Consider the following 20,833-nt stretch of genomic DNA (forward strand, 5'->3'; position numbering starts at 1 on the left):
GTACACCGTATGGCATTTGCCTAGCTCCTCGCGGGATACGGATTGCAGCGATTTATCCCGCAATTCCGCAAGTTCGGAATTTGCGGGATAAAACCACAGAGCTCAGGTGGTTCACTCTGCCCAAGGCTCACGATCTTCGAACAGGGCAACCAGCGGCTGATCGATGTAGTAATTATTGCGACCTTCGCGGTGCTTGAACTGCATTCCGCTTCCGGCGAGCTCATCGAGATATTTGGTCGCTGTCGGGCGAGAGACCCCGATCTCCTTCTGCACGAATTCAATGCGCGTGTACGGGTGGCGGAAATGATTGCTGAGCAGGTTCTCCAAGTCGATTTTCGGGTGCTGCCGAACATGTAAAGATACTTCGATTTTCTTTGTGTGTCAGCATCCACGTGTAAAGCTAGGCTACATTTGCTTGCCTTATCGGCCTGGGCTTCGATCCGGTCGAAAGAAGGCCTGCCGCTGCGCCCAAACCGACCTTTCGGACCTGCATTACCCCTGAGCGGAAGCCGACGGGACAAATCCTTTCCGCCGCCATGCGCAGCCAATTCTGCGCAGCACTTCGACCCTCCCAGTAATCGCTGGCCTATTGCCGCGAACTTGCCAGTCTCATTGCAGGGGGTGCCAGCGAACACCAAGCAATGGAAACACGAACATGCCGGAACCAGACCGTATCATCCGCCTCAAGACCGTCCTCCACCGCACCGGACTTTCGCGATCGACTGTCTATCGCAAGATCGCCGAAGGGACGTTTCCGTCACAGATACCGATCAGCATTCACGGTGCAGGCTGGCGCGAATCCGCGATCAACCGCTGGATAGCTGATCCGGTTGGCTTTCGCGAAGACACGGCCAGGCAAGCCTCTTAACCGTCGGAACAAAGGAGAGGCGCGCCCGGGCGCCTACCTGACCTGATCCGGTGGCACGTCGGCCCGCAATCCGTCGAGGTAATCGCTCCACCACTGATGCATGGCGACACGTTCATCCCAGTAGCGACCGCGATTGTAGACGCCCCGAATGCTGTTTGCGTCGGCATGTGCCAGCGATCGCTCGATGGCGTCGGGTGACCATTTGCCGCTCTCGTTGAGCAAGGTTGAAGCGGTGGTGCGCAAGCCATGCGCGGTTACTTCGCCGACCGCATAGCCCATCCGGCGGAAGCATTGATTGACCGTGTTCTCGCTGAGCGGACGACGCCAGGTATGGAATGCCGGAAAGACAAAGCCATTAGGCCCGGTGAGTTCGAACAACTCGCGGAAGTATGCCACGACCTGACGGGACAGAGGCACCTCGTGCGGGCGGCGCATCTTCATGCGCTCGGCGGGGATTTTCCAGACAGCATTGTCGAGATCGATCTCGGACCACACCGCCATCCGCAACTCGCCGGGACGGGTCATGACATGCGGTGAAACCTGCATCGCAAGACGCGTGATCGTGTGTCCGCTGTAATTGTCCATGGATCGCAGCAGTTCACCAAGCTGTTTTGGATCGAGGATCGCTGCATGGTGTTTGGTCTTCGGGACCACCAGCGCACCGCGCAGGATTGCGCTGGGATCGCTCTCGCCTCGGCCGGTCGCAACCGCGTAGCGAAAGACACGACCTGCAAAGGACCGGCAGCGCCGCGCTGTTTCATATTTACCCTGAGCCTCAACGCGCTTCAGCGCAGCGAGCAGATCGACAGGCTTGATGTCCGTGACCGGAAAGGTCCAGATCGGTCTGAGCTGTTCAAGCAGCCAGTTGGCTTTTTGTGTCGTCGCCTCGGACTGCCCTTCGGCAACCCGCTTGTCGATGTACTCTCTGGCGATGTCGCCGAAGGTGTTCGCCGCGCTGAATGCAGCCACGAGCTTTTCGCGCTTACGCTCGGTCAGGGGATCGGCCCCGGCGTCCAGCTTCCTTCGCGCGTCGTCTCTTAGTTGACGGGCTTCAGCCAGCCCGACATCGGGATAGCGACCAAGGGCCAGCCTCTTCTGCTTGCCCATGTAGCGATATTTGAAGCGCCACAGTTTCGATCCGCTTGGGTGGACCTCCACATAAAGACCACGATCATCCGTGTGCTGGATCACCTTGTCCATCGGACGAAGGTTCCGGATCTGCATATCTGTGAGCGCCACGGTCGATTCTCCTCAGCTGTCCGGTTGGTGCTCGGCGAGGCGCTGCGGGACATGGGGCCATCAAATTTTTCGCGGGGCCATATCGCCCTGCTTCTGGCACTCCATGGCCCCGGATTGCCTGAAATCGGCTGACACATTCCGGGATGGGTGAGGCTTGAAAATGGCAGAATTCTGCCGTTTTGTCGACCCTGGTGGGATGTTTTGGGATTGGAAAATGGTGCCCAGAAGAGGACTCGAACCTCCACGCCCTTGCGAGCGCCGCCACCTGAAGACGGTGCGTCTACCAATTCCGCCATCTGGGCACACATGCTAGCCGCGGAGCATCTATGTCCGGGCCGGGTAGGAGCGCGCCCCTAGCGAAGCGCGGCGATTCTTGTCAACCGCAATCGGTGCGCCCGGAACGCTTGCGGGCAGCAAGCCGTTGGCGCTAGGGGCGCAGCGACGATTCCACGCGCAAGGATACAGGCGATTTCGATGGCAAAAGGCAGTGCATTGAACGGCAAGCTGGTAGTGCTGATGGGCGGCAGCGGCTTCCTTGGCCAATATGTGGCGCAGGCGCTGCTGGCACGCGGCGCGCGCCTGCGCATCGCCAGCCGCAATCCGGAGCATGCCTTCAAGCTCAAGCCGCTGGCCAACCTCGGCCAGATCCAGTTCGCGCGATGCGATGCGACCAACCGGCAAAGCGTTGAGCGCTGCCTCCAGGGCGCCGACGCGGTGGTCAACCTGATCGGCAGCTTCGCGGGCAACCTCCAGCGCCTGATGGGCGAGGCGCCCGGCTGGATGGCCGAAGCCGCCAAGGCGCAGGGCGCGCAGGCTTTCGTCCATGTCAGCGCCATCACTGGCGAAGGCGACCCGGAGAATCCGGTAGCCTATGTCGCGGCCAAGCAGGATGGCGAGCGCCGCGTGCTGGCCGGCTTCCCCCAGGCGACGATCCTTCGCCCCTCTGTGCTGTTCGGCAAGGACGACAATTTCCTCAACATGTTCGCCGGGCTGATCGCCGCCCTGCCGGTGCTACCGGTGTTCGGACCCGAAGCGCAGCTGCAGCCGGTCTATGTCGACGACGTCGCCGAAGCAGTCGCCAGCGCGCTCGAAGCCCCCGGCATCCATGGCGGCAAGACCTATGAGCTGGCCGGCCCCGAAGTGCTGACGATGATGGACATCAACCGCCGCATTGCCGCCGCACAAGGTCGCGAGCGCGCGTTCCTGGCCGTGCCCGACCAGCTTTCAGCGCTGTTCGCAGCGCTGCCGCTGACGCCGATGTCGGCAGACCAGTGGGCGCTGCTCAAGGCCGGCAATACCGCCTCGGGTAAGCTGCCCGGCCTCGACAAGCTGGGCATCACCGCCAAGCCGCTCGGCCTGTTCCTCGACAAGTGGATGGTGCGCTATCGCAAGCACGGCCGCTTCGCCGACCGGCTGAGCGCCTGACCTAATCGTCCGCGTCGCCTTCGCCCAGCAAGGCGATCGGTTCGACCAGCAGTTCGGAACCCCGACCGCCGGTGATCCGCACACGCTCGCCCGCGGCGATATCGGGCCCATGCGCGATCCATTCGCTGTCGCCGACGCGTATCCGGCCCGAACCGCCTTCGATCGCGTCAGTCACCACCGCCGTTTCGCCAACCAGGCGACCCATCCGGTTGTTGAGCAACGGGTCGGCCGAGACGATCGGACGCTCGCCCAGCCAGCGCTTCGCCGAGAAGGCGAAGATCAGCGCGAGCGAGACGAAGGCGATCACCTGCATCGCCAACGCCGGTCCGGAAACGAAAGCGAGCAATGCCACCACGATGGCGGCCAGCGCCAGCCAGATCAGATAGACCCCCGGAACCAGCATCTCGAGACCGGCCAGAACCAGCCCGACCGCGAGCCAGATCCAATAGGCTTCCACGCCTTCCATGGCTTACCGCCCCGTATCGCCCGTGCGCGGCACGGTGGGGCGGCGAACGGCGACCTGTTCGCGCGGCTGCTGGATCGGGGTTCCGGTATCGACCGTGCCCTTGGCATCGGAGAAAGTATCGCGCACCAGTTCGCCGATCCCGCCGAGCGAACCGATTAGCTGGGTCGTTTCGACCGGGAACAGGATGGTCTTGGCATTGGGGCTTTCGGCAAAGCGGGCGACCGCCTTGGTGTATTCCTGCGCAACGAAATAGTTGATCGCCTGGCTTCCCGAAGAGGCGATGGCGTTGGAGACGAGTTCGGTCGCCTTGGCCTCCGCCTCGGCCGCACGCTCACGCGCCTCGGCATCGCGGAAGGCGGCTTCGCGCTTGCCTTCTGCCTTGAGGATGGCGGATTGCTTGTCGCCTTCGGCGCGCAGGATATTCGAAGCACGATCACCCTCAGCCTCGAGGATCTCGGCGCGCTTGAGGCGTTCGGCCTTCATCTGCCGTGCCATGGCTTCAGAAATATCGTGCGGCGGGCGGATGTCCTTGATCTCGACGCGGGTAATCTTGACCCCCCAGGGCGAGGTCGCATGGTCGACCACGCTGAGCAGACGGGCATTGATCTCGTCACGCTTGGACAGCGTCTCGTCCAAATCCATCGAGCCCATCACGGTGCGCAGATTGGTGGTCGTGAGCGCCATGATCGCCTGGTAGAGGTTGGATACCTCATAGGCGGCCTTGCCCGCATCGAGCACCTGGAAGAAAACCACCGCATCGACGCCGACCATGGCGTTGTCCGCCGTAATGATTTCCTGGCCCGGGATATCGAGCACCTGTTCCATCATGTTGATCTTGCGCCCGACGCGATCCATGAACGGAATGATCAGGTGCAGGCCCGGGTCGGCAGAAACGGTGAACTTGCCGAAGCGTTCGATCGTGTAGACGTAACCCTGCTTCACCACCCGCACGCCCATCATCAGGAAGATGAGCGTGAGCAGCACCAGCAAGCCAAGCAGAACTTCAACCATTACGAACGGGCCTCCTCTATCGCTGCCATGGTAACGCGACAGAGGCGGCCCGCAAGCTAAACCGCTGTTGTCAAAGCGCCGCCTTGTAAAGCTCGAGCAGTCGCGACCAGGCGCGCTCGGCCTGAATCTCGTCATAGCTCGGACTGTCGAGCACGCACCAACCGTGGTCGGCAGGATAGACCTCTATCTCCGCCGTGGTACCCGCGGCATTGGCCGCCTCGCGCAGCGCGTCCTTGTCGCTCGGGGCCCGGGCATCGTCATTCTGGCCGATCGCGATCAGGTAATGCGCATCGGCACGCAGGACCTTGTGCGGGCTGGGCCCTTCGGCACGAACGAGCCCCCCTCCATGGAAGCTTCCACCCGCGCGGATCGCATCATACGCCGATGGTCCGACCACCGCGAAGGACCCGGTCATACAGTATCCCTGCGTGCCGATTCCGCGCGCGGCATCGACCGCGTCCTTCCCTTGGAGCCATTCGGCGCAGGCGCGCGCATCGGTTTGCAGAGTTTCGAGAGTGAACTTCGTGCGCCATGGGGTGACCTTGGCGAAACCGTCATTGCCAGCCAAATCGGCAAAGTCCTCGAACTGCTGTCCGGCCACATCGCGGTAATAGGGATTGGCGAGCAGCACGGCATAGCCAGCTTCCGCCAGCCGCCTGGCCATGGCCCGCTTGGCGGGGCGGATACCGCCGATATCGGGCCAGAAAATCACGCCGGGATGTTTGCCCGTGGCCGGATGATAGAACTCGCCATCCATGGTCCCATCGGGCGTGGCGAAGGTCACCTCGCGTTCGGTAATCGGGCCATCGTTCGATTCGCCGGCAGTGCTTTCCGAGGGTGCACAAGCCACGGCGACGCCCGCCAGCGCGCCGACCCCGAAATGCCGCCGGGAAATTCCGTCTTTCGCCCAGCGCGCAAGCTGTTGTTCGTCACACATAATATCATTCTCCTGCCACCCCTCGCGCGGACATCCTATCCGTCAATGCGAGATGGACAAGCTTTCGTCCGCACGGCAGGATAGGTTGCATAGGAGCGACGGAAATTGGTCGCCGGGGAGAGAGGGACAATGCGGGGAATTGGATTTACGGTGCTTGCCGCCTTGGCACTGGCCGGTTGCAACATGGGCCCCAAGGAGCCTGAGCTGGCAACCGAAGGCGTGACCGACGCCATGCTGGCCGCCGGGAACGGCGAAGAGTGGCTGACCTATGGCGGCGACTATGACGAGCAGCGCTTCTCCCCGCTGAACCAGATTACCGACGCCAACGTCGGGGAACTGGGGCTCGCCTGGTCGGCCGACCTCGATACCGCGCGCGGGCAGGAAGCGACCCCGCTGATGCACGATGGCACGCTCTACATCTCCACCGCATGGAGCATGGTGAAGGCCTATGACGCCAGGACTGGCGCGCTCAAATGGGCCTATGACCCCGAGGTGCCGCGGTCCAAGCTGGTCGAGGTCTGTTGCGACGCGGTCAACCGCGGTGTCGCGCTCTATGGCGACAAGGTTTACGTCGCAACGCTCGACGGGCGACTGGTCGCGCTCGACCAGAAGACCGGCAAGGTCGCCTGGTCCAAGCTGACCATTCCCGAAGGATCGCATATGGCGATCACCGGGGCGCCGCGTATCGTCAAGGGTCGCGTGCTGATCGGCTCGGCTGGCTCCGAATATTTCACCCGCGGCTACCTGGCTGCCTTCGACGCGCAGACCGGCGAGGAGTTGTGGCGCTTCTACACCGTGCCCGGCGACCCCTCGAAGCCGCAGGAAGGAAAGCACCTGGAAGCTGCGGCCAAGACCTGGAGCGGTGATTTCTGGAAGCTCGGCGGTGGCGGTACGGTGTGGGATTCGATCACCTACGATCCCAAGACCGACCTCGTCTATTTCGGCACAGCCAACGCCGAGCCGTGGAACCCGGCCTATCGCAACACCGATGGTGCGGGCGACAGCCTCTACACCGCGTCGATCGTGGCGGTTAAACCCGACACCGGCGAATATGCCTGGCACTTTCAGGAAACGCCCGAAGACCGCTGGGATTTCGATTCCAACCAGCAGATCACCGTCACCGACCTCAACATCGGCGGCCAGTCGCGCCGCGTGGTGATGCACGCGCCGAAGAACGGGTTTTTCTATGTGCTCGACGCCGCAACCGGCAAGTTCATCTCGGGCAAGCCCTTCGTCGATGGGATCAACTGGGCCAGCGGCCTCGACCCGGTGACGGGCAAGCCCGATGTCAATCCGGAAGCCAAGTATGAATTGACCGGCAAGCCCTTCGTCAGCGTGCCAGGAGCGGTCGGCGCGCACAGTTGGACGCCGATGAGTTTCAGCGCGACGACCGGGCTGGTCTACATCCCGACCAACAACACGCCGCAATATTACGCACACGACCCCGATTGGGAGCCAGGCACGACCGGTTTCCAGCTCGGCGTGGACTTTACCGGCGGCAATATCCCCGCCGACAAGGGCGTACGCGATGCAACCAAGGCAGTGCTCAACGGCGCCCTGGTCGCGTTCGATCCGGTGGCAGGCGAAGTGCGCTGGAAGGTCCCGCAGTCGAGCCCGACCAATGGTGGCACGCTGGCGACCGCGGGGAACCTGGTGTTCCAGGGTACGTCCACCGGCGAATTTCGCGCCTATGCCGCCGATACCGGCAAGCAGCTATGGTCCTTCGCGACCCAGACCGGCGTGCTCGCCGCACCGATGACCTATGCAATCGACGGCGAACAATATGTCGCCGTGGTGGTCGGCTGGGGCGGCGTGTGGGACGTATCCGCCGGCAAGCTCGGCGGCGGGATCACCCCCAACATCAGCCGCCTGCTGGTATTCAAGCTGGGGGCGACAGGTTCGTTGCCGCCGGTCAAACCGACCCCTGCCCTCGTCCTCGACCCGCCGGCGCCTGCTGGCACGCCCGAACAGATCGCGCTGGGTGAGAAGCTCTACAGCAACAGCTGCAGCGTCTGCCACGGCATCTCCGCAGTCGCGGGCAGCCTCAACCCTGACCTGCGCCATTCGGCCACGCTGGGGCAGAAGGACCTGTGGCAGAAGGTCGTCCACGACGGCCTGCTGGCGGAGAACGGCATGGTCGCATGGAAAGGCCAGTTCAGCCGCGAGCAGATCGAAGCGATCCGGACCTACGTGCTCAAACGCGCCAATGAGGACAAGGCGCTGGAGGGCAAGTGACCGCCGCTGCGGATGATCCGGCGGACATCCGCAACTGGCGACGGCGGGCCGACGGGATCACCACTTCAGGACGACTGGAGCCCGGTGATCCCGCGCGGCTGGCGGCGATCGGCGTGCGCCACGTCGTCAACCTTGCGCTCGACAGCCACCCAGAGGCCCTGCCCGACGAAGGCGCCGCGCTGGCCGCGCAAGGCGTCGGCTATACGCATATACCAGTGCCATTCGACGCCCCGACCCAGGAACATGTCGCGAAACTGCGCCAGACCCTCGAAAGCGTCGAAGGCCCGGTGCACGTCCATTGCATCATGAATTACCGGGTGACGGCCTTCCTCTACCTGCTCGACCGCCAGGCGGGCGTACCCGAAGCCGAAGCAAGGGCGCGGATGGCCGAAGTGTGGGATCCGCTGTCCAGCGACGATCCGGGCGCGGCACCGTGGAAAGCCCTGCTGGGCTCTATTAGCTAGGCAGCGAAGAAGTTGAGTTCGAGCAGGACGTTGTTCGGGTCTGCGGTGAAGATCTGGCGTAGCCCGATCGCCGAAAGATCGTTGACCGCATAGTCAGCATCACGCGCATCGAGCCGCGCCTTGACCTCGTCGAAATCGCCGCAGCGCAGCGCAACATGGTGGATCGCCCCGGTCTCCGCACCCGGCGCGACTGCGCGATCAAAGGCACGTGGGCAATCGACCGAATTGAGATGCAGGATTGCCTGGCCGGACTGGTCGTACATCCAGCGAACCTGGTCAGGCCTGAGCGGCGGCGGCGCGTCGCGCTCCTCTAGATCGAGCAGCTCGGCATAGAAGTGCGCTGTCTCGGCCAGCCGATCGGTGATGATATTCACATGGTCCAGCCGCTCGACGATCATTGCCATCCTCCGCCCGCTATCGGTTAGCTGCGGAATACCACGGTCCGCTTGCCGTTCAAAAGGACGCGTTCCTCGAGATGCAGGCGCACCGCTTCGGCCAAGACCCGGTTCTCGATCTCGCGCCCCTTGCGGACCAGCTCGTCAGGCGTGTCGGCATGGCTGATTGGTTCGGCGGCCTGGTGGATGATCGGCCCTTCGTCGAGGTCGGCAGTGACGTAGTGCGCGGTCGCGCCGATCATCTTGACCCCGCGCTCATGCGCCTGATGATAGGGCTTGGCCCCTTTGAAGCCCGGCAGGAAGCTGTGATGGATATTGATGCAGCGACCGGAAAAATGCGCTGCCTGCTCGTCCGAGAGGATCTGCATATAGCGGGCGAGGACCACCAGCTCGGCGTCGGCCTGTTCTGCGACGGCGCGGATCTGCGCTTCCTGATCGGCCTTGGTTTCGCGCGTAATCGGTAGGTGATGGAAGGGGATATCGCCCAGATGGGTGTGTTCGATGGCTTCGCGCGGGTGATTGGACACGATCGCCACCGGGTCCATCGGCAGCTCACCGATGCGCCAACGATAGAGCAGGTCGGCAAGGCAGTGGTCGAACTTGCTGACCATAATCAGAACACGACGTGGGCGGTCGCGTAGCGCCAGTTTCCATTCCATGCCGAGCTCGCCCGCGAGCGACGCGAACTCGCTGCGGGTCTGTTCGCGCGACATGGCACCCGGGTCGAATTCCACGCGCATGAAAAAAGCATCCGACGTGCGATCGTTGAACTGCTGCGCTTCGAGAATGTTGCCGCCTCGCTCGAACAGGAACGAGCTCACGCGCGCGGTGATCCCGGGACGATCGGCGCAGGAGAGGGTCAGGACGAGGGCTTCGGACATGGCCAGCGCTGTGCCGCGCGATCAGGCCAAGGGCAACCGCATTCGCCCTAGTACCGTGCCAATGCGCACTTACAGCGCGAAGGTAACGTCGCTGATGCCCGCTTCGCGCAATGCCGTTTCGACAATCGTCTTCTGACTGGGCGAAAGCGGCAGCTCGCTGGCAATCACCCTCGCACTTGGCTTGCTGAGCATGAAGCCGCCAGAAAGCAGCTGGCGGATCGCACGGACCAGCGTGTCCTCAAGGTTGCGCGGATTGGCAACCAATGAGTGGTTGGAAGAGAAAGGGTATTCGGCGCGCTGGTCGACGAAGGAACTCGTCGATCGGTCGGTGACCTGCACCCGATCGCGATAGATCGCGATATCGAGATCGAGCCGCCGGATGTCCATCTCAGCGTCGCGCGAGCGCCTCCTCGCTTTGCGCCATCAGCTTGGCGATGATGGCGGCGACCGGCTCTTCTTCCTTGAGCATGCCGACCGACTGGCCAGCCATCAGGCTGCCGTTCTCGACATCGCCATCGATCACCGCGCGGCGCAGCGCACCAGCCCAGTAGTGTTCGATCTGTAGCTGCGCCTCTTCCATCCCGATCTCCTCACGATCGAGAACGCCCGCGATCTCGATCTGTTTCCGGGTGAATTCTTCGGTGCCCTTGTTCTTGAGCGCGCGCACCGGGATCACCGGCAGGCGCGGGTCGACCTGGACGCTCGCCACCGCATCGCGGGCCGAGGCGCGGAAGAAGGCCTTCTTGAAATCGGGATGCGCGATGCTTTCACTCGCACAAGCGAAGCGCGTACCCAACTGGACGCCTGCCGCCCCCATTTCGAGATAGCCGGCGATCGCCTGGCCACGGCCGATACCGCCGGCGACGAAGATCAGGTGATCCTCAGCCAGTTCGGGCAGCATTTCCTGCGCTAGCACGCTGGTCGAAACCGGGCCGATATGGCCGCCGGCTTCCATGCCCTCGATCACGAGCGCGTCCGCGCCCGAGCGCAACAGCTTCTTCGCCAGCGCCAGCGTGGGCGCAAAGCAGATCACCTTGGCACCATGCGCCTTGATCGCTTCGACGCTGCCCTTTGGCGGAATCCCGCCCGCCAGCACGACATGGCCGACCCCATGCTTGCCGCAAACCTCGATGAGATCGAACAGCTGCGGGTGCATGGTGATCAGGTTCGCGCCGAAAGGCTTGTCGGTCAGCGCCCTGGTCGCGGCGATCTCGGTATCGAGGAGTTCGGGCGTCATCGCGCCGCAGGCGATCACTCCGAAGCCACCGGCATTGGAGATGGCCGAAACGAGGTTCCGTTCGGACACCCAGCTCATCGCCCCACACAGGATTGCGGTTTCGCTGCCGAGGAAGGCGGCGCCGCGCGCCATCAGCCGTTCAGTCTTGGGATAGGTGGTCATTCGCTGGCGCTTACGATCAGCGAGACGCCGCGGCAAGCATCAGCTGTGATAGACGACGTGCACCTTGTGCGCCGCCTCGCGGGCCTTGCGCCGCGCCTCGTCGGTGTCCCCGGCCGTCGCCAGAGCCACGCCCATGCGGCGATAGGGGCGACTGGTGGGCTTGGCGAAGATGCGGATGTCCGCCCCATCGGCCATGGCTTCGGCCAACCCCTCATAGGCCAGGCTGTCGCTGTCGCGATCGGCCAGGATCACCGCGCTCGCCGCTGGTCGCGCGCGTAGCTCGGCTGGCACCGGCAAGCCCATGACCGCACGGGCGTGCAGGTCGAATTCGGTGAGGTTCTGGCTGACCAGCGTGACCATGCCGGTATCGTGCGGGCGCGGCGACAGTTCGGAGAAGATCACCTCTTCGCCCTTCACGAAGAATTCGACCCCGAACAGGCCGAAGCCGCCAAGATCGTCGACCACCTTGCGCGCCATGTCCTGCGCCTTGGCGATCGCCGCCTCGGACATCGGCGTAGGTTGCCAGCTTTCCTGGTAGTCGCCGCGTTCCTGGCGGTGCCCGATCGGCGGGCAGAAGGTGATCCCGCCCTTGTGGCGCACCGTCAGCAGGGTGATCTCGTAATCGAAATCGATGAACTGCTCGACGATCACCCGCTGGCGGTCGCCGCGCATATTGGCGCAGGCATAATCCCACGCGCCTTCTAGCTGCGCTTCCTCGCGCACGGTCGACTGGCCCTTGCCCGACGAGGACATGACCGGCTTGATAACGCAGGGGAAGCCGGTGTGCTGCGCGGCCGCACGTACTTCCTCGAGGTTCTTGGCGTAGCGATAACGCGAAGTGACCAGCCCCAGCTCATTGGCGGCCAGATCGCGAATCGCGTCGCGGTTCATGGTCATCTGCGTCGCCCGGGCGGAGGGTACGACGTGGAAGCCCTCAGCCTCGAGCTCGGCCAATACCTCGGTGCGGATCGCCTCGATCTCGGGCACGATATAGTCGGGCCGATGCTTCTCGGCGACCACCCGCAAGGCCTCGCCATCGAGCATCGAGAAGACCTCGCGCGCATCGGCCAGTTGCATCGCCGGGGCATCGTCATAGGCGTCGCAGGCGATGACGAAGGCACCGAGGCGCTTGGCCGAAATGACGAATTCGCGCCCCAGCTCGCCCGAGCCCAGCAGCAGGATCTTCGCGGTGTGGCTCATCGCCGACTCCTATGCCGCTTCTTCCTTGGCATCCAACCCATAGGCGGTGTGCAGCACGCGCACCGCGAGTTCGGTCTCATCCTCGTCGATCAGCACGCTGACCTTGATTTCGGAGGTGGTGATCGCCTGGATATTGATCCCGCGGTCGGCCAGCGCCTGGAACATCGTACTGGCGACGCCCGCGTGGCTCTTCATGCCCACGCCGACGACGCTGATCTTGGCAATCTTGCTGTCGGTGATCAGGCGATTGTATCCGATCTCGTCGCGCTTGTCCTCGAGCAACGCCTGCGCGCGCGCCAGGTCGGCCATCGGCACGGTGAAGGTCACGTCGGTCTCGCCCTTGTCGCGTCCGACGTTCTGGATGATCATATCGACATTGATCGCGGCCTTGGCCAGCGGATCGAAGATATGCGCCACCGCGCCCGGCTTGTCGGGCACGCGGGTGAGGATCACCTTCGCCTCGTTCTTGTCATGCGCGATGCCGGTCACGTGCTGGCGTTCCATGTCGCCCTTCTCCACCAGTTCGTTCATTTCGTCTTCCGAGACGATCATCGTTCCCGGAAGCTCGTCGGCAGGGATAGCATCCTCGCCGACGAAGCTGGAGAGGACCTGCACCCGCACGCCCTCTTTCATGGCAAGCCCGACCGAGCGTGTCTGGAGCACCTTGGCCCCGACGCTCGCGAGCTCGAGCATTTCCTCGTAGGTTACCGCCTTCTGCTTCTTCGCCTTGGCGACGATGCGCGGGTCGGTGGTGTAGACGCCGTCGACATCGGTATAGATGTCGCAGCGGTCGGCCTTGATCGCCGCCGCCACCGCCACTGCGGAAGTGTCCGAGCCGCCGCGGCCCAGCGTGGTCACGCGGTGATCGGCGGAAAGGCCCTGGAAGCCCGGGATCACCGCAATCTCGCCGCGTTGCATCGAGGCGACCAGCGCATCGGCATCGATCGATTCGATGCGCGCCTTCGCATGCGCCTCGATCGTGTGGATCGGCAGCTGCCAGCCGAGCCAGCTGCGCGCCTTGCAGCCGAGCGACTGGAGTGTCAGCGCAAGCAGGCCCGAAGTGACCTGTTCGCCACTGGCGACGACCACGTCATATTCCGCCGGATCGTAGAGCGCATTGGCTTCGCGGCAGAAATTGACGAGCCGGTCGGTCTCGCCCGCCATGGCGGAAACCACCACCGCGACCTCGTGCCCGCGCGCCTGCTGCTTGCGCACGATATTGGCCACGCGGCGGATGCGCTCGGACCCGGCCATCGATGTGCCGCCGAATTTCATCACGATGCGGGCCAAGGTCAGCGTCTCCGTGCTGGAATGGTCGAGTGGTGGCTGCTAGCCAGAGCGCATGGGCGATGCAACAACCGACACACGTAGCAAAACTTCACGCACCGAAACGAGCGGGCAAACGATCCGGCCCGAAGAGGCTGCGCATTTCGGCCAGCTGGCGCGCGATTGGTGGGATCCCAAGGGTTCCTCCGCCATGCTCCACAAGCTCAATCCGGTGCGGCTGGGCTTCCTGCGCAAGGCGATCGACCGGCATTGGGGCGGCGACGCCGCATCGCGCAAACCGCTTGCAGGAAAGAGCGCGCTCGACGTCGGTTGCGGTGCCGGGCTGCTGTGCGAACCGCTGGCGCGACTGGGCGCAGAGGTGACCGGGGTCGATGCCGCTCCCGAAAACATCGCCGCAGCCGCTACCCATGCCGAAGGGAGCCATCTCGATATCCGCTACATGGCGGGAGAAATCGGCACGCTCGATATCGGCCAGTTCGACCTCGTCACCGCAATGGAAGTGATTGAGCATGTCGCCGACAAACGCGCTTTCCTCGAAGCGCTCGCCGCACGGCTTGCCCCGGGAGGACTGATGATCCTCTCGACCCCCAATCGCACCCCGGCATCGCGCCTGCTGATGATCGGCGCGGCAGAAGGCTTCGGCCTGATCCCCAAGGGAACCCACCACTGGAACGATTTCATCACCCCCGAAGAGCTGGGCGAACTGCTGGCCGAGGCCGGCCTGGAAATGGGCGAGCCGACCGGCATCGCCTTCTCGCCGAGCAAGGGTCTCCACCTGTCGAGCGACCTGTCGCTGAACTATCTTGTCACCGCGCGCCGGAACTGAGTGCGCAAGGGGCAGCGTGGAACACCGACCGGGGGGTTCTGAAAAATAGTGGATTCGAATTTTCCGTTTTAACTTCAACGTATTGTAACGAATTTTCAACCTCAGCCTGTCTCCTTTTGCTGCTTGCGGAAAGCTGGGAGCTCGCACCCCAGCAAGGATGGGAAAGTAGATCATGGGACGACCATGACCACTCCTGGAGCAAGTAGGAAAGGCAGGTCATTCGAAGAGGTTCATAGCTGACACATTGACGCAATGATCTTAGTTTTATTGTTATTTTGAATATTTATTCGATCGATTTTTCTTAATTCATCAATAACATATAAAATAATTGGTTTAAAAATGCTTATATTCATGACCGCATCTATATGTGCATTATTCCTATTTTGCTTTATATTCTATGATCGACTTTCATTTTTGGAAGGAACGATCAATAGAATCCACCTCTTTTTCTTGTTTTGGGGCTTCTTGGGTCTACTCGAAATGGCTTGGAGCCGTTGACCATTGCCAGCGTATATCGGTGGTAGGTTTCTGAGGCAGCCGCCACCTTCGCTCAATTACCTCATAGCTCGAGTGAGCGCGCTGACCACGCGCCCCGGGTCGTCGGTGAAAACGCCATCGAGTCCCTGTGCAGCGAGCAGGGCGACCATCCCCAGCACATCGCCGACGCCGTTTTCCGCTGGACCCCGGCGCAGCACGGGTGGGAGGAAGGCGTTTTCCTTGCGCAGCGTCCAGCCATGCACTTTGAGACCCGCGGCGTGGGCTTCTTCGACCAGTCCCGATGGCACGCCTTCGGGCCCGAACAGCAGGCGCATATCCGCGCCGATGGCATCGGCGTAGGTCGCAATCTCGGGCAGACCTGACGGGGTCAGCATGTCTTCGTAAAGCAAGCCCGGCTCGTCCGCAGGGCCCTCGCCCTGCGCGACCAGCAGTACCAGTGGCACGTCGACCATGGCATTGAGCCGTTTGAGCGGTCCGACCTCGAAGCACTGGATGAACACCGGATCGTCGGCATCGTCGAGATCGGCCTGACGCAGCGCGGTTACCAGCAGGTCGATACTGTCGATACCCGCCTCCTGCAGCAGGAAGGTCGGGTGCTTGAGCTCGGGATAGATGCCGATGCGCCGACCGCTCTCGGCTTCCTTGGCGCGGACCAGCTGGAGGATCTCGGCAAAGGTCGGCACGGTGTAGAGCCCGTCGAAACGGGCGTTGGCGGGGCGAATGCCCGGAATGCGCTCTTTGGCGCGGAGTGTGCGCAGTTCGGCCAAGGTGAAATCCTCGGCGAACCAGCCGTTGGTCAATTGCCCGTCTATAGTCTTGCTGCGTCTGCGGTCGGAAAATTCCTCGCGGGAGGCCACATCGGTCGTGCCGGACAGCTCGTTCTCGTGGCGTGCGACCAGCACCAGGTCCCTGGTCACCACCAGATCGGGCTCGATATAGTCGGCACCCTGGTCGATCGCGCGTTCATAGGCCGCCAGCGTGTGCTCGGGCCGTTCGCCGCTGGCGCCGCGATGCGCAATCACCAGCATCTCTTCCGCGGCGAGCGGATCGACCGCAACGAGCAGGCCGAACAGCCCCGTTAGGGCCATTTTAACCAGTTTGGGCGCATTACTTGCAGCCATGTTTAAGAAGCTCCTCCTTGCTGGGCTGATCGTGTTGGGCCTCGTATATGGCGCTGGCTACGATTTTGCGTCGCTCAAACGGACGATCACAAGCGCTTCGAACGACAACGCCCGTGCCGTGATGAGCACTTCGGACGACGACGATTGGGGCCCTGACAGCGGCTACTGACACGACAGGCCGTCGATAGCCGCCCGCGCGGCCGCCAGGCGTTCGCCGCCCTTCCCGCCGATCCGCTCGAAGCGAACACCGGCGTCCAGCAAGACTCCCTCGACCAACTTGGCGAAGCGCACACGATCCGCCGGATCGGCGAAGAAGCGCGTGCCGTCGTCCACCCAGGGCAGGTCTGGTTCGAGCAGCAGGTAAAGATCGGCCTTGTCCATTTCCATGAGCTCGGCCGGGCGCTCACCCAGCAGCATCTCGCACCAGGCGGCGGTCATCAGCGCATCGGTATCGAGCAGCAGCAGCGGTCCGGCCCAGCGGCCGGCCGCCTGCGCCATCGCCTGTTGCGCCCGGCCGATGAGCAGCAGGTCCGCGCGCGAAAGCGGGCCACGGTGCGCCTCGCAATGACTGCGCCCATATTCGGGGACCCAGTGAGTGCCCAGATCGCCCGCCAATTGCGCGGCCAGCGTCGACTTGCCGGTGCTTTCCGCCCCGTGAAGGCAGACCGTGCGGCGAAAATGCGCGCGCACCGGTTCGGGCAGCAGCGGCCAATGCGCGGCGGGATCGGCACGCACCGCACTGCCCGATAGCGAAGCAAGTTCATCGTCGGCATTCAGTACGCGCCCACCGAGCGGGACGAAGAAGCCGCCGATATGCGCGGCAAGATCGAGGCCATAGTCCTCGCCGGCAAAGACGTAGTCGATCGGCTCGGGATGCGCCCGCGCGACGATCTGCTGCCAGATCGGCCAGAAATCCGGACTGTCGGCGGGTTCCTGCGGGACGACGTCGCCATGCCCCACCACGCGGCATGCGGGAAACAGGCGCTGCATCCATTCGAGCCGCAGCAACCCGGGGATCGGATCGTCGGGCAGCCAGCAGACCAACACCGTGAGCTGGTCAACCAGCTTTGCTGCAGCTTCGACCAGCGCGGCATGGCCGGCATGGGGCGGCATGAATTTGCCCAGAAGGAAACCGCGTGTGGTCACGCGGGCGCCTCGCCCCGGCGCGACGCGCGGATCCATTCGAAGAGGCCCAGCGTGGCAAGCACCAGGAAGGCGCAATAGAGCCCGGCGGTCAACTGGAGATCGCGCTGGATATAGAGCGCGATCGACCCGATATCGATGGCGATCCACAGGATCCAGTTCTCGATCCGCCGCACCGACAGCAGCACCTGCGCCACCACGCTGGCCCCGGTGATCGCAGCATCGGCAAAGGGCATGGCGGCATCGGTCAGCCGGTGCATCAGCGTGCCCAGCCCGATGGTGACCAGGCCCACCAGCACCAGCGAGGCGATCCGCGCGGGCCAGCCCATCCAGCGCACCGCGACCGCGTGTTCCAGCCCCCCGGCGCGCGCCCACAGGTACCAGCCCCAACCCTGCACCACGAAGAAGAAGCCCTGCAAACCCGCTTCACCGTAGAGCTTCGCCTCAAAGAAGATCAGCGCGTAGAGCGTGACCATCGCCATGCCGAAGGGGTAGTTCCACATGCTGCGGCGCACGAGCAGGCCGACATTGGCCAGCCCCAGCGCCACCGCGATCAGTTCGAGCGTGTTCACCGCCGCGCCTTAGCCCAGCGCGACAACCCAGGCGGCAGCATCGAAGCCGACCAGCAGACCACCGGGATATTCGACCACCGGGCGCTTGATCATACCCGGCTGCTCGACCATCAGCGCCACCGCCTTGGCCACATCGATATCGGCCTTCTGCTCGTCGGTGAGCTTGCGAAACGTGGTGCCTCGCCGGTTGAGCACGATATCGATGCCCATCTCCCCGATCCACACCGCCAGCTTCGCCGGATCGGCGCCCTCCTTCTTGTAGTCGTGGAAGGTGTAATCGAGGCCCTGCCCCTCCAGCCAGTTGCGGGCCTTCTTGACCGTGTCGCAGTTGGGAATGCCGTAGAAGTCGATCGTCACAGGAAGTCTCCGTCAGAATTTCTCGGCGAGATGCGCATCGGCGATCGCCACCGCGAGCGCATCGGCGGCATCCGCGCCAGCCACCTTAACCCCCGGCAGCAGCACCTTGAGCATCGCCTGGACCTGTGCCTTCTCGGCCCCGCCGGTCCCGACCACCGCCTTTTTCACCAGTCGCGCGGCATGTTCGTTGACCGCCAGCCCCGCCGCACCGCAGGCCGCGAGCACGGCACCGCGCGCCTGCGCCAGTTTGAGCGTCGATTGCGGGTTCTTGTTGAGGAAGACCTCTTCCACCGCTGCACGATTGGGGCGGTGCGCCGCGATGACTTCGGCCAGTGCCGCCTGCAAGGCGGCCAGCCGTTCGGGCATCGGCGCCTTGGCGTCGGTCGGCACCTGGCCATTGGCCACATGCACGATGCGCGAACCTTCGGATCGGATCACGCCCCAGCCGGTGCAGCTGAGCGAGGGATCGAGGCCAAGGATAATCACGGTCGGTCGGTCACAGGCGCAGCCCGAGCCGCGGACCGACCTGCATCATGCCGAGATAGAGTGCCACGGTCAGCGCGCAGCCAAGCATCAGCGCCAGCCAGAAATTCATCCCCTGCCGCAGTAGAACCGGGATCAGCAGGAACATCGGCAGGCTGGGTAGCACGTACCAGAAGGTTGCCTCCGCATGGCGTGCCATGTTTTCGGCATCGGGCCGCGCCATCCACAGGAAGATCATGCCGAGGATCGAAACCAGCGGCAGGCTGGCAATAAGCGCGCCCATCGTCGGCAACCGCCGCCCGACCTCGGCAATCGCCGCGATCATGGCGCCGGCGAGCAGCGCCTTGGCGACGAGGCTCCAGCTCAGCCCAGCTTCTCCATGATCTCGTCGGCGATCTCGTAATTGCCCCACACGGTCTGGACGTCGTCGTCATCGTCGAGCGTGTCGACCAGTTTCAGCAGGGTAGCGGCGCCGCCTTCATCCATCGCAACGGTGATGGTGGGCTTCCACGCCAGCTTGACAGTCTCCGCTTCACCCAGAGCCTTCTCAAGATTGCCGGCGACCTCATGTAGCGCGTCAGGGGCGGTCCAGATCGAGTGGCCGCCATCTTCGCCCATGTCGCTCTCGACGTCGTCGGCACCGGCCTCGATCGCAGCTTCGAGGACCTTGTCCTCGTCACCCACGCTCGCCGGATATTCGATCAGGCCGAGTCGTTCGAAACCATGGCTCACCGAGCCTTCCGAACCGAGGTTGCCGCCGTTCTTGGAGAAGGCGGTGCGCACATTGGTGGCGGTGCGATTGCGATTGTCAGTCAGCGCTTCGACGATCAGCGCGACGCCGCCCGGGCCGTAACCTTCGTAGCGGACTTCTTCGTAGTCCTCGCCGCCGGCCATGCTGGCCTTGTCGATCGCGCGCTGGATATTGTCCTTGGGCATCGACTGCGCCTTGGCCGCGTTGACCGCCAGGCGCAGGCGCGGGTTCATGTCCGGATCGGGCATGCCCATTTTCGCCGCGACGGTGATTTCGCGGGATAGCTTGGAGAACATCGCCGAGCGCTTCTTGTCCTGCGCGCCCTTGCGATGCATGATGTTCTTGAATTTGGAATGGCCGGCCATGGTTTCGCTTTTGCGTAGCTGTGATGGATGGATGGTTCAGAGAATCTGGGGGTCGCCTTAGCCGCATGGATGCAATCACGACAAGTGGCTCGACGGAAGTCGTGCACGCAACCACCCTGCGCGGCGAATGGGCGCGCTTCGGATCCTTCCTCAGGCGCCCGGTACTGCCCGAGCGCGCTCCGCTGCCGAGCCTGAGCAACCTGGCCGCAACGGGGCGGCTCCTGGTACTCGACCTGATCATCATGCTGATCCTGCTGGCAATCGGATCTTTAGCCAGCGCCAGCGGCATCGAATTGCCCGAGACCGCACTGGCGGGCATGGAATTGGGCCCCGGGCTCATCCTGGCCGCAGTGATCGTCGCACCGCTGGGTGAGGAGATCGCCTTCCGCAGCTGGCTTTCGGGTCGCCCCGGGCACTTGCTGGCGCTGATTCTGGTGCTTGGCGGGGGAGCATCAGCCGCGCTTGCAGTCGCCGGACGCGAGCAGGCCTATTATCTGGCAGCCACCGGCGTCACGCTGCTGCTCGCCGCACTGGCCATCTTCGCACTGCGCCGCCGCGGCGCAATGGGCTGGTTCACGCGGATTTTCCCTGTTGTCTTCTGGATCAGCGCATTGCTGTTCGCCAGCGCACACCTGTTCAACTTCGCCGAAGGGAACCTGCTTGCGCTGGCTCCACTGGTGCTGCCGCAATTCGCCACCGGGCTGGTGCTGGGCTATGCCCGTGTCAATTACGGCCTGTGGTCGAGCATGCTGATCCACGTACTCCACAACAGCGCATTCATCGGCTTGGTGCTGCTGGCGAACGGCGCCGGGTGAAACCGGACGGGCTCCAATCGCCCTCGAAGTCAAAATTTCACTCGGACCGGGCAAGTAATCGCAACCCGAAGATTGCGGTTGAGATCGCATTAACC

General features: G+C 63.5%; 25 protein-coding genes and 1 tRNA gene. 7 read left to right on the top strand and 19 right to left on the bottom strand.

Annotated elements, in window-relative coordinates; all coding sequences use genetic code 11:
- Positions 1-111: 111 nt before the first annotated feature.
- Positions 112-327 carry a hypothetical protein gene (locus tag AAFM29_RS09550; protein WP_341712574.1) on the bottom strand — a complete coding sequence of 72 codons (216 nt, stop codon included), beginning with the start codon at positions 325-327 and terminating at the stop codon, positions 112-114.
- Between the two features lie 328 nt (positions 328-655).
- Between AAFM29_RS09550 and AAFM29_RS09555 the strand changes: the two genes are divergently transcribed.
- A complete protein-coding gene (locus tag AAFM29_RS09555; RefSeq protein WP_341712575.1) occupies positions 656-868 on the top strand; it encodes an AlpA family phage regulatory protein in 213 nt (70 codons plus the stop codon).
- A gap of 33 nt (positions 869-901) precedes the next feature.
- Here the strand turns inward: AAFM29_RS09555 and AAFM29_RS09560 are convergent, their stop codons facing one another.
- A complete protein-coding gene (locus AAFM29_RS09560; RefSeq protein WP_341712576.1) occupies positions 902-2,107 on the bottom strand; it encodes an integrase arm-type DNA-binding domain-containing protein in 1,206 nt (401 codons plus the stop codon).
- 215 nt (positions 2,108-2,322) lie between these two features.
- Positions 2,323-2,409, bottom strand: a tRNA-Leu gene (locus AAFM29_RS09565).
- A gap of 172 nt (positions 2,410-2,581) precedes the next feature.
- Between AAFM29_RS09565 and AAFM29_RS09570 the strand changes: the two genes are divergently transcribed.
- On the top strand, positions 2,582-3,532 hold the full coding sequence (locus tag AAFM29_RS09570; RefSeq protein WP_341712577.1) for a complex I NDUFA9 subunit family protein: 951 nt from the start codon (positions 2,582-2,584) through the stop codon (positions 3,530-3,532).
- Between the two features lies 1 nt (position 3,533).
- Here the strand turns inward: AAFM29_RS09570 and AAFM29_RS09575 are convergent, their stop codons facing one another.
- From AAFM29_RS09575 to AAFM29_RS09585, 3 genes are all read right to left on the bottom strand, one after another.
- Complete coding sequence (locus AAFM29_RS09575) at positions 3,534-3,998, bottom strand: NfeD family protein (RefSeq protein ID WP_341712578.1); 465 nt, start codon at positions 3,996-3,998, stop codon at positions 3,534-3,536.
- A 3-nt stretch (positions 3,999-4,001) separates the two neighbouring features.
- Complete coding sequence (locus tag AAFM29_RS09580) at positions 4,002-5,009, bottom strand: SPFH domain-containing protein (protein ID WP_341712579.1); 1,008 nt, start codon at positions 5,007-5,009, stop codon at positions 4,002-4,004.
- Between the two features lie 70 nt (positions 5,010-5,079).
- Positions 5,080-5,946, bottom strand: a complete 867-nt coding sequence (locus AAFM29_RS09585) for a dienelactone hydrolase family protein (RefSeq protein WP_341712580.1) — start codon at positions 5,944-5,946, stop codon at positions 5,080-5,082.
- Between the two features lie 129 nt (positions 5,947-6,075).
- Here AAFM29_RS09585 and AAFM29_RS09590 point away from each other — a divergent pair, with 129 nt between their 5' ends.
- A complete protein-coding gene (locus AAFM29_RS09590; RefSeq protein WP_341712581.1) occupies positions 6,076-8,181 on the top strand; it encodes a PQQ-dependent dehydrogenase, methanol/ethanol family in 2,106 nt (701 codons plus the stop codon).
- Entirely contained in the window at positions 8,178-8,645 is a 468-nt protein-coding gene (locus AAFM29_RS09595; protein WP_341712582.1) for a protein tyrosine phosphatase family protein, read from the top strand. Before AAFM29_RS09590 ends, AAFM29_RS09595 begins: the two co-directional genes overlap by 4 nt.
- Here AAFM29_RS09595 and AAFM29_RS09600 read toward each other — a convergent pair.
- The 6 genes from AAFM29_RS09600 to AAFM29_RS09625 form a co-directional block, all read right to left on the bottom strand.
- On the bottom strand, positions 8,642-9,049 hold the full coding sequence (locus tag AAFM29_RS09600; protein ID WP_341712583.1) for a VOC family protein: 408 nt from the start codon (positions 9,047-9,049) through the stop codon (positions 8,642-8,644). The genes AAFM29_RS09595 and AAFM29_RS09600 overlap by 4 nt on opposite strands.
- Before the next feature lie 17 nt (positions 9,050-9,066).
- Positions 9,067-9,921, bottom strand: coding sequence for a formyltetrahydrofolate deformylase (purU, locus tag AAFM29_RS09605; RefSeq protein WP_341712584.1), 855 nt, complete (start codon positions 9,919-9,921; stop codon positions 9,067-9,069).
- Between the two features lie 69 nt (positions 9,922-9,990).
- Complete coding sequence (locus AAFM29_RS09610; protein WP_341712585.1) at positions 9,991-10,308, bottom strand: hypothetical protein; 318 nt, start codon at positions 10,306-10,308, stop codon at positions 9,991-9,993.
- A 1-nt stretch (position 10,309) separates the two neighbouring features.
- Positions 10,310-11,320 (bottom strand): nitronate monooxygenase, encoded by a 1,011-nt coding sequence (locus tag AAFM29_RS09615; RefSeq protein ID WP_341712586.1) that lies wholly within the window; start codon positions 11,318-11,320, stop codon positions 10,310-10,312.
- A 39-nt stretch (positions 11,321-11,359) separates the two neighbouring features.
- Positions 11,360-12,520: a formate-dependent phosphoribosylglycinamide formyltransferase gene (gene purT, locus AAFM29_RS09620; RefSeq protein ID WP_341712587.1), complete on the bottom strand. Its 1,161-nt coding sequence runs from the start codon at positions 12,518-12,520 to the stop codon at positions 11,360-11,362.
- A 9-nt stretch (positions 12,521-12,529) separates the two neighbouring features.
- Complete coding sequence (locus AAFM29_RS09625) at positions 12,530-13,810, bottom strand: aspartate kinase (RefSeq protein ID WP_341712588.1); 1,281 nt, start codon at positions 13,808-13,810, stop codon at positions 12,530-12,532.
- A gap of 52 nt (positions 13,811-13,862) precedes the next feature.
- On the opposite strand from AAFM29_RS09625, the gene ubiG reads away from it, so the two are divergent.
- Positions 13,863-14,633, top strand: a complete 771-nt coding sequence (ubiG, locus tag AAFM29_RS09630; protein ID WP_341712589.1) for a bifunctional 2-polyprenyl-6-hydroxyphenol methylase/3-demethylubiquinol 3-O-methyltransferase UbiG — start codon at positions 13,863-13,865, stop codon at positions 14,631-14,633.
- A 554-nt stretch (positions 14,634-15,187) separates the two neighbouring features.
- Here the strand turns inward: ubiG and AAFM29_RS09635 are convergent.
- Complete coding sequence (locus AAFM29_RS09635; RefSeq protein WP_341712590.1) at positions 15,188-16,252, bottom strand: glycerophosphodiester phosphodiesterase; 1,065 nt, start codon at positions 16,250-16,252, stop codon at positions 15,188-15,190.
- On the opposite strand from AAFM29_RS09635, the gene AAFM29_RS09640 reads away from it, so the two are divergent.
- The gene (locus AAFM29_RS09640; protein WP_341712591.1) at positions 16,251-16,421 is read left to right on the top strand and encodes a hypothetical protein; all 171 of its coding nucleotides are present in this window, start codon (positions 16,251-16,253) and stop codon (positions 16,419-16,421) included. The genes AAFM29_RS09635 and AAFM29_RS09640 overlap by 2 nt on opposite strands.
- On the opposite strand, the gene AAFM29_RS09645 is transcribed toward AAFM29_RS09640, so the two are convergent.
- From AAFM29_RS09645 to AAFM29_RS09670, 6 genes are read right to left on the bottom strand one after another with little or no spacing between them, the layout of a single operon-like run.
- Positions 16,415-17,398: an AAA family ATPase gene (locus AAFM29_RS09645; protein ID WP_341712592.1), complete on the bottom strand. Its 984-nt coding sequence runs from the start codon at positions 17,396-17,398 to the stop codon at positions 16,415-16,417. The two genes, AAFM29_RS09640 and AAFM29_RS09645, sit on opposite strands and share 7 nt — an antisense overlap.
- On the bottom strand, positions 17,395-17,967 hold the full coding sequence (gene pnuC / locus AAFM29_RS09650) for a nicotinamide riboside transporter PnuC (RefSeq protein WP_341712593.1): 573 nt from the start codon (positions 17,965-17,967) through the stop codon (positions 17,395-17,397). Before pnuC ends, AAFM29_RS09645 begins: the two co-directional genes overlap by 4 nt.
- A gap of 9 nt (positions 17,968-17,976) precedes the next feature.
- Positions 17,977-18,324 (bottom strand): arsenate reductase, encoded by a 348-nt coding sequence (locus tag AAFM29_RS09655; RefSeq protein WP_341712594.1) that lies wholly within the window; start codon positions 18,322-18,324, stop codon positions 17,977-17,979.
- A 12-nt stretch (positions 18,325-18,336) separates the two neighbouring features.
- Positions 18,337-18,810 (bottom strand): crossover junction endodeoxyribonuclease RuvC, encoded by a 474-nt coding sequence (gene ruvC / locus AAFM29_RS09660; RefSeq protein ID WP_341712595.1) that lies wholly within the window; start codon positions 18,808-18,810, stop codon positions 18,337-18,339.
- A gap of 10 nt (positions 18,811-18,820) precedes the next feature.
- Positions 18,821-19,174 (bottom strand): DUF3147 family protein, encoded by a 354-nt coding sequence (locus AAFM29_RS09665; protein ID WP_341712606.1) that lies wholly within the window; start codon positions 19,172-19,174, stop codon positions 18,821-18,823.
- Entirely contained in the window at positions 19,171-19,923 is a 753-nt protein-coding gene (locus AAFM29_RS09670) for a YebC/PmpR family DNA-binding transcriptional regulator (RefSeq protein WP_341712596.1), read from the bottom strand. Before AAFM29_RS09670 ends, AAFM29_RS09665 begins: the two co-directional genes overlap by 4 nt.
- A 101-nt stretch (positions 19,924-20,024) precedes the next feature.
- On the opposite strand from AAFM29_RS09670, the gene AAFM29_RS09675 reads away from it, so the two are divergent.
- Positions 20,025-20,738, top strand: coding sequence for a type II CAAX prenyl endopeptidase Rce1 family protein (locus AAFM29_RS09675; protein ID WP_341712597.1), 714 nt, complete (start codon positions 20,025-20,027; stop codon positions 20,736-20,738).
- Positions 20,739-20,833: the final 95 nt, after the last annotated feature.

The organism is Erythrobacter sp., assembly GCF_038133525.1.
Taxonomy (GTDB): Bacteria; Pseudomonadota; Alphaproteobacteria; order Sphingomonadales; family Sphingomonadaceae; genus Qipengyuania.

Coding starts and splice junctions, on each gene's coding strand:
- ubiG (WP_341712589.1), top strand. CDS start 13,863: ATGGGCGATGCAACAACCGACACACGTAGCAAAACTTCACGCACCGAA.
- AAFM29_RS09615 (WP_341712586.1), bottom strand. CDS start 11,320: ATGACCACCTATCCCAAGACTGAACGGCTGATGGCGCGCGGCGCCGCC.
- AAFM29_RS09580 (WP_341712579.1), bottom strand. CDS start 5,009: ATGGTTGAAGTTCTGCTTGGCTTGCTGGTGCTGCTCACGCTCATCTTC.
- AAFM29_RS09600 (WP_341712583.1), bottom strand. CDS start 9,049: ATGGCAATGATCGTCGAGCGGCTGGACCATGTGAATATCATCACCGAT.
- AAFM29_RS09585 (WP_341712580.1), bottom strand. CDS start 5,946: ATGTGTGACGAACAACAGCTTGCGCGCTGGGCGAAAGACGGAATTTCC.
- purT (WP_341712587.1), bottom strand. CDS start 12,520: ATGAGCCACACCGCGAAGATCCTGCTGCTGGGCTCGGGCGAGCTGGGG.
- AAFM29_RS09570 (WP_341712577.1), top strand. CDS start 2,582: ATGGCAAAAGGCAGTGCATTGAACGGCAAGCTGGTAGTGCTGATGGGC.
- AAFM29_RS09670 (WP_341712596.1), bottom strand. CDS start 19,923: ATGGCCGGCCATTCCAAATTCAAGAACATCATGCATCGCAAGGGCGCG.
- AAFM29_RS09640 (WP_341712591.1), top strand. CDS start 16,251: ATGTTTAAGAAGCTCCTCCTTGCTGGGCTGATCGTGTTGGGCCTCGTA.
- AAFM29_RS09635 (WP_341712590.1), bottom strand. CDS start 16,252: ATGGCTGCAAGTAATGCGCCCAAACTGGTTAAAATGGCCCTAACGGGG.
- AAFM29_RS09590 (WP_341712581.1), top strand. CDS start 6,076: ATGCGGGGAATTGGATTTACGGTGCTTGCCGCCTTGGCACTGGCCGGT.
- AAFM29_RS09610 (WP_341712585.1), bottom strand. CDS start 10,308: ATGGACATCCGGCGGCTCGATCTCGATATCGCGATCTATCGCGATCGG.
- AAFM29_RS09555 (WP_341712575.1), top strand. CDS start 656: ATGCCGGAACCAGACCGTATCATCCGCCTCAAGACCGTCCTCCACCGC.
- purU (WP_341712584.1), bottom strand. CDS start 9,921: ATGTCCGAAGCCCTCGTCCTGACCCTCTCCTGCGCCGATCGTCCCGGG.
- AAFM29_RS09575 (WP_341712578.1), bottom strand. CDS start 3,998: ATGGAAGGCGTGGAAGCCTATTGGATCTGGCTCGCGGTCGGGCTGGTT.